The sequence below is a fragment of the Flammeovirga aprica JL-4 genome (assembly GCF_012844305.1).
In the GTDB taxonomy this organism is placed as follows: domain Bacteria; phylum Bacteroidota; class Bacteroidia; order Cytophagales; family Flammeovirgaceae; genus Flammeovirga; species Flammeovirga aprica.
On the sequence record NZ_JABANE010000210.1, the window covers coordinates 1 to 5993 of the forward strand.

Sequence of the window (5993 nt, forward strand, 5' to 3'; positions counted from 1 at the left end):
GCGAATCAATTTTGCATCGATAAATTTGAGGAACCCGCGGTAGCGAAAAGAAAAAAACTGAAGGTTACCCACAAAAAAAGACCCAATAATTCTTAAAATTATTGAGTCTTATATCGAAATTAATTCACTGAAAAACTGTATCGTTTTTTCAGGACATTACATAATCAATAATTATTCTGGTGTGTTTTGAAGGATAAAATGAAAAAGAGGGATATGGTCAATTACTTCTTGAGGAGGATTAGTGTCAAGGTAATTTTCATTCAAGTTTACATATTCAATTTGTTTTAATTTCGTGAAACCCATAGATATACTACCTGTTAACTCATTTAATCTTAAATTGATATATTTTAGTTTTTCAAGGTCGTAGAGGAAATCAGGGATAGCTCCATTTATTTTATTCTTCTCGAAACTTATAGATGTTAAATTAGGTAATTCAACGAGCCAATTAGGTATTTCTGCTATTTCGCATCCATAGAATGTAATTCTTTCAAGAGTCTTCATTTCTTTAAAGAAGGAAGGTACTGATTGTTCTTGTCCTCTGATAAGTTCAAAGGATTTGAGGTTTTTGAAAGTGCTAATCCATTCGGGAGTTGTGTTATACACATCTCTGTGAACTTGTTCGATCTTTAAGTTTTCAATCTTAGTACAACCTTTTGAAATATTAGGTAAAACACTAAGTGATCTATTTTTTAGATCAAATGTTTTTAATTCAGTATAAGTATTTATGGTGTTTTCTAGTTTTAGAGCATCAGTGAAAAATTCATTGACATCAAGCGAAAGGTGTTCTAGATTGGGTAAGTTTTCTGGAATTTCGTTGATTTGAAGACTTCCTAGTTCAAGATACTTCAAAGTAGACAATCCTTGTGGTAAGGATATAATGTCAGAATAAGTAATAGATAAAGAATCAAGTTCTTCATAATTTAAAATGTCCTTTGGAAGATCTTTCATGATGCTATTCTCTTGAATATTATCCATTCTTAACCTTTCTAGATAAAAGTGGGAGCCTTTGAGAGTTTCTGGGTTGTCATATAAGAAAAATTGTACATTACTATTATAATGAGCATTTGGGTCATAATTACCCAAAATTCTAAAATAGGTTAAGAGATCACCAGTGGTATGAGCTTCTGAAAAAGGATTATCATTTGCTAATATTTCATTCAAGTTGTAATCTTCACTTGTATTATTATTCATAATGACAAGCGTTTTGTATTTATTATTACCATTGATATTTGCGTGGATTTCTATCTTTCCAGGGTATTCGTTTGCGACATAAATAGTGTTATTTACTGCATTGTTTTCAGAGGTAATAGTATACACTCCTTGATCAAATTGAAAGGATATATTTAATTCATTAAATCTATTGAACAAATTATCAGATACAGTCAAATTGATAAGCTTGTCTGTGATTTCTATTTCCTTTTCTATACTTAGGGAAGTGGTTTTACCTTCAGTTATACTGAACTCTTCTTCGATTGTAAAGCTAGGAATTGAACCATGTGGTTTACCAAGATTTTTTCTTGTTAATACCAATCTATATTTACCTTGTCCAAGTTCGTGGTTTGATAAATCAAGTTTCTCGGTGAGCACCTTATCTTGATTGAGCAAATATATTTTAGAGTCTATTTCATTAAATGGAATTACAAAAGTATCACCATTGCTTGCTGTAAGGTTGATTTCTTGTATGGAAAGTGTGCCCTTTGAGACTTCGGGAGTCGTAGGTGTTTCTTCTTTTTCACAACTGCAGAATAGTAAATAGAGAAGTGTGATTGTTAATGCTTTAAGTTTCATAAAAAGTAAAAATTATTTAAAGTATAATTGCACCTGTATAGTTAGTTAATATGTGTAGATAAATCAATAGAAATAATAAAAAATTGAACAATACTTAAAAGACTGAAAGGATACCTCAAAATACGGGGTATCCTTTTCAATTATTAATAAGTTTAGTTTGATGGGGAATATCTTGTAGGAAGTTTGAACTCTCTATGTATTTTTCGTAGCAAACTTTTCAATTCCATATACTAAAAAGAAACCAATTAAAGCCAAGATAATCGCTAAAACTAATTGGTTATCTCCTTCAAAATATTGAGGTAAGATAGACTTTTCTATCAAAGGTTTTGTTTCACCATGTCTATCAACATAAGTTTCCATCACTTTTTTCCAAGGCCATACCTTATTCAAAGAACCAATCATCACACCTGATAATAAAGCAATCGTAAAGTCATGGTATTTTTTCAATAAGAAAGATAATACTCTTGAGAAGCTAGTAATGCCAATCGCTGCACCAGCTCCAAATATTGCAATTACTTTGATATTTAACTCTGTAAGAGAAGTCAGAATGTAATTGTATTGCCCCATTAATAGGAGCATAAAAGAACCTGAAATACCTGGTAAAATCATCGCACAAATAGCAATCATCCCTGCAACGAAAACATAAATTTCTCCTTCAGGAGCTTCACTTGGAGTGGCCACTGTAATATAATAAGAGAAAGCTGTACCTATAATTAATGCAATAATTGAAGCAACGTTCCATTTTTTGACCTGACGGCTCACTAATAAAGTAGAAGCGATAATTAACCCGAAAAAGAAAGACCATAATCCAATTGGTTCATTAGCCAAAAGGTATTTCATCAATTTTGCCAGTGAAAATAATGCAGTACCAATACCAAGAAATAAAGGGATTAAAAAATTAAGGTCTAGTTTCTCCCAAAGCTCTTTGATCTTGAACTTAGATAAAAGTTTAAGTGCTTCAAGGTCGATGGAGTTAATAGCATTCAAAAGTCTTTCATAAATACCAGTAATAAAGGCAACGGTTCCGCCTGATACACCAGGCACAACATCAGCAGCACCCATGGCTACACCTTTTAAAAAGATAAAAAGTTTTTCTTTCATTGATTCTTTAATATAATTTGTGGCAAAGATAATGTAAGTAAACGAACATAAAAGTTTGCATCTTCAACAATTTAGGAACTGAGATTATTTTTTATAAAAAATGAATGAACTGACAAGAAAGGCCTCTATTGATATGGGCACAAATACATTTCAATTATTAATAGCTGATGTAATTGGAGATAAAGTTGAAACGGTTTTCACGCAGGATATTTTTGTTCGATTAGGGAAAGGAGGGATTTCCAATGGAGAAATTACAGAAGAGGCGATGCAGCGCGCTTTTGATGCATTAGATAAGTTTCAAAAAGTAATCAAAGAAAATAAGGCAGAAGAAGTAAAGGTGGCGGCTACAAGTGCAGTTCGATCTGCCAGCAATGGAGAAGCCTTTATTCAAGACATATATAATAGGTATGGATTTGTGGTTAATATCCTCTCTGGAGTGGAAGAAGCGGAAGTCATTTATAAAGGAGTCAAAACGGATACTACTATTCAGGATACAGCCATTATCATGGATATTGGAGGTGGAAGTGTTGAATTCATTATAGGGGATGCTGAAAAAGTGCTTTGGAAACAAAGTTTTGAAATAGGAGCACAGCGACTCTACGATCAATTTTGTCATGAAGATCCCATTAGTAGTGAGAATAGTGAAAAACTAGGAGCGTATATTAAAGAAAAACTAAGTCCGTTATTGGAAGAAAGTGAGAAATTTTCTGCTTTGAAATTCATTGGTGCGGCAGGAACATTCCAGACGATTCAAGAAGTTTATGGAGCAATTCATGATTGTAAACCTTCGTCAGTGAAAAACGTGAGTTATGAAGAGTATAAAAATATGCACCAGAAATTTGTGGGGTACACTAGGGAGCAACGTTTTGAAATACCAGGTTTGATTCCTCAAAGAGTGGACATGATTGTGCCTGCATCTCTCTTATTATTTAATGTTCTAACCTTACTGAAAGTTAAAGAAATACATATTTCTTCAGGATCTTTAAGAGAAGGTTTGGTCTTGCTTTAATACAAGATTTTTCTCCCTAAAACTGACAAATGAGTAGTTTTTGGTGAAAATAGTTCATTTTTAATGTTTTAGTAAGGTTTATTAGCACACTCTTAACAAAGATTTAAATTTGTTTTATTTTGCTTGTAAAATGTTGGTTTTTAATGTTTTAATAGCGTAATTACCTCCCCTTAGGGGGTAGTGTATCATGAAAAGTTGAATTATTTCATCCTTATTTTCATCTATTTTTGGTATAGATGTTTGAAGTTTTTGAAAATCAATTTACCTTTGCATCTCGAATAGATACGGGAACTGTTTTTTTCAGTGCTTGAATCTATTTTTGGGAAGGTTCCAGAGCGGTCAAATGGGACGGACTGTAAATCCGTTGCTTCGGCTTCGCAGGTTCGAATCCTGCCCCTCCCACTATCAATAAATGAAGCTGTTTTTATATAGACCAATTTGTTGAGAAGAGTGTAGTGAATGTTTCTTCAGATCATGAACTATTCTCTATAAAAGGAAAATCGAAAATCTTCCTCGAAGATTGCGGTTACCGCGATAAGCTACCGTAGCTCAGGGGTAGAGCACTTCCTTGGTAAGGAAGAGGTCGGGAGTTCAAATCTCCTCGGCAGCTCGATTTTACTTTTTAAAATCTGAAGATTGAAATCTATTAATTGTATATAATTCTTTTTAAGAAAGATGGCAAAGGAAACATTTGACCGTTCGAAACCCCATTTGAACATTGGTACAATCGGTCACGTTGACCACGGTAAAACTACTTTAACTGCGGCAATTTCATCAGTTTTAGCAAACAAAGGTCTTGCTGAGCAAAAGGACTTCTCTCAAATTGACAACGCACCAGAAGAAAAAGAGCGTGGTATCACGATCAACACTTCTCACGTTGAATACCAAACTGAGAACCGTCACTATGCACACGTTGACTGTCCAGGTCACGCCGATTACGTGAAAAACATGGTAACTGGTGCTGCACAAATGGACGGTGCTATCTTAGTAGTAGCTGCTACTGATGGTGCTATGCCTCAAACTAAAGAGCACATCCTTTTAGCTCGTCAGGTTGGTGTACCTAAAATCGTTGTTTTCTTAAACAAGGCTGATATGGTAGACGACGAGGAGATGTTAGAGCTTGTTGAAATGGAAGTTGCTGAAGAATTAGAAAGCAAAGGATATGACGACGCTCCAATCATCAGAGGTTCTGCTTTAGGTGCATTAAACGGTGAAGACAAGTGGGTTAAAACTGTTGAGGAATTAATGGAAAATGTAGATGAGCATATTCCACTTCCAGTTCGTGACGTTGAGAAAGATTTCTTAATGCCAGTAGAGGACGTATTCTCGATCACAGGTCGTGGTACTGTAGCTACAGGTCGTATTGAGAAAGGTGTTGCTAATACAGGTGATGCTGTTGAAATCTTAGGTTTAGGTGACAAGTTAACATCAACTATTACTGGTGTTGAGATGTTCCGTAAGATCTTAGATAGAGGTGAAGCTGGTGACAACGTAGGTATCCTTCTTAGAGGTATCGACAAAGAGCAAATCAAGCGTGGTATGGTAATCTGTAAGCCAGGTTCTGTAACTCCTCACTCGAAGTTTACTGCTGAGATCTACGTTCTTTCAAAAGAAGAAGGTGGTCGTCACACTCCATTCTTCAAAGGTTACAACCCTCAGTTCTACTTCCGTACAACTGACGTAACTGGTACTATCGCTTTACCTGACGGTGTTGAGATGGTAATGCCAGGTGATAACGTTACTATCACAGTTGATCTTCAAAAGGAAATCGCAATGGAGGAAGGTCTTCGTTTCGCGATCCGTGAAGGTGGACGTACTGTAGGTGCAGGTCAAGTAACTACTATCGTAGAGTAATTGATTTCAGCGTCAGCTGAGTTCTACATATTGGAGGTCGTCAAGCAATTGGCGACCTCTTTATATTTAAAAGCCATCCTATTTCTCAATGGGATGGCTTTTTCTTTATATTCCAGATTAGTGTTTCTTGTATTACCTGTGATTGTCTACTGGCACAAATGTTAAGCGATAGCGTACTAACTTAGCATTGTCAAAAGGAAATAAAACTCCTCAGAATAATATTTTGGATTTTCGAGGAGTT

At 34.9% G+C, this 5993-nt stretch carries 4 protein-coding genes and 2 tRNA genes; 4 read left to right on the forward strand and 2 right to left on the reverse strand.

What is annotated here, in order from left to right; genetic code table 11:
* Window positions 1–171: 171 nt before the first annotated feature.
* Window positions 172–1788, reverse strand: a complete 1617-nt coding sequence (locus HHU12_RS32820) for a leucine-rich repeat domain-containing protein (protein WP_169660959.1) — start codon at window positions 1786–1788, stop codon at window positions 172–174.
* Between the two features lie 192 nt (window positions 1789–1980).
* On the reverse strand, window positions 1981–2889 hold the full coding sequence (locus HHU12_RS32825; protein WP_169660960.1) for a DUF368 domain-containing protein: 909 nt from the start codon (window positions 2887–2889) through the stop codon (window positions 1981–1983).
* 100 nt (window positions 2890–2989) lie between these two features.
* On the opposite strand from HHU12_RS32825, the gene HHU12_RS32830 reads away from it, so the two are divergent.
* The 4 genes from HHU12_RS32830 to tuf all read left to right on the forward strand — a co-directional run bounded on the left by HHU12_RS32830 (window position 2990) and on the right by tuf (window position 5752).
* Window positions 2990–3898, forward strand: a complete 909-nt coding sequence (locus tag HHU12_RS32830; protein WP_169660961.1) for a Ppx/GppA phosphatase family protein — start codon at window positions 2990–2992, stop codon at window positions 3896–3898.
* Window positions 3899–4219: 321 nt separating this feature from the next.
* Window positions 4220–4300 (forward strand) — tRNA-Tyr (locus HHU12_RS32835).
* Window positions 4301–4436: 136 nt separating this feature from the next.
* Window positions 4437–4508 (forward strand) — tRNA-Thr (locus HHU12_RS32840).
* 65 nt (window positions 4509–4573) lie between these two features.
* Complete coding sequence (gene tuf / locus HHU12_RS32845) at window positions 4574–5752, forward strand: elongation factor Tu (RefSeq protein WP_169660962.1); 1179 nt, start codon at window positions 4574–4576, stop codon at window positions 5750–5752.
* Window positions 5753–5993: the final 241 nt, after the last annotated feature.